This is a genomic window from Roseicyclus sp. (assembly GCF_052168335.1).
Lineage (GTDB): Bacteria > Pseudomonadota > Alphaproteobacteria > Rhodobacterales > Rhodobacteraceae > Roseibacterium.
On the sequence record NZ_JBQLZP010000282.1, the window covers coordinates 1 to 1,172 of the forward strand.

2 protein-coding genes are annotated in these 1,172 nt (G+C 71.8%); one reads left to right on the top strand and one right to left on the bottom strand.

Features of this window, described 5'->3' with window-relative positions; genetic code table 11:
• Positions 1-376: VOC family protein (locus tag ACTS11_RS08645; protein ID WP_442639923.1), on the bottom strand; the 376-nt coding region annotated here is incomplete at its 3' end.
• Between the two features lie 109 nt (positions 377-485).
• Here ACTS11_RS08645 and ACTS11_RS08650 point away from each other — a divergent pair.
• Positions 486-1,172, top strand: a 687-nt coding sequence (locus tag ACTS11_RS08650; protein WP_442639924.1) for an AIR synthase related protein, incomplete at its 3' end; no start/stop codon positions are given.

Consider the following 1,172-nt stretch of genomic DNA (forward strand, 5'->3'; position numbering starts at 1 on the left):
TCTCGAGCGTGTAGCCGGCCGGGTCGCGGAAGAAGAAGTGATAGACGCGGTACTGCGCCGACAGCGTGGGCGCGGCGGGGATGTCCACGCCCTGGGCGCGCAGATGGGCGTACCAGCCGTCCACGTCCTCGGCGACGAAGGTGAACACCACTCCGCCGACCACGCGCGGATTGTCGGTCGCGCGCGGGGCGCGGGCGCGGCAGACGCCGAGGAAGGCCGTGCGCCCCTCGGCCGCGGCGTAGATGCGGCACGAGCCCTGGTCCTGCACCAGCGTGAGCCCGAGCACGTCCTCGTAGAACCGCCACGAGGGCTCGGGCGGGTCGGCGTAGAGGAAGGTGACGGCCTGGCCGATCGGCGGGCGGGGGGGCGTGCTCATGACATGACGATCCTCCGGCCTGGGGCGCGCGGCAAGCGGGGCGGCAACCCGCCTTGACACACCGCCCCGGGCGTGGCCGTTCCCGACCGACCACGCGCCCGAGGACATTGTGACCGATACCCCCGAAACGCTGCCCCCCGAGCGGGCCGTCCAGCTCGCCGCCGAGTTCGGCCTGAAGCCCGACGAGCATGAGCGCGTGCTGGCGATCCTCGGCCGCGAGCCGTCGCTGACCGAGCTCGGCATCTTCTCGGTGATGTGGTCCGAGCACTGCTCGTACAAATCCTCCCGCGTCTGGCTGCGCGAACTGCCCACCCGCGCGCCCTGGGTGATCCACGGCCCGGGCGAGAACGCCGGCGTGGTCGCGATCGGCGACGGGCTCGCCGTGGTCTTCAAGATGGAGAGCCACAACCACCCGTCCTTCATCGAACCCTATCAGGGCGCGGCGACGGGCGTGGGCGGCATCCTGCGCGACGTCTTCACCATGGGCGCGCGGCCGATCGCCAACCTGAACGCGCTCCGCTTCGGCTCGCCCGACAACCCGCGCACGAAGCGCATCCTCGACGGCGTGGTGCGCGGCATCGGCGGCTACGGCAACTGCGTCGGCGTGCCGACGGTCGGCGGCGAGGTGAACTTCCACCCCGCCTATGACGGCAACCCGCTGGTCAACGCCATGACGGTCGGCATCGCGCCGGCCGACCGGATCTTCCTCTCGGCCGCCGCCGGCGTGGGCAACCCGGTCGTGTATGTCGGCTCCAAGACCGGGCGCGACGGCATCCATGGTCCCACCATGGCCTCG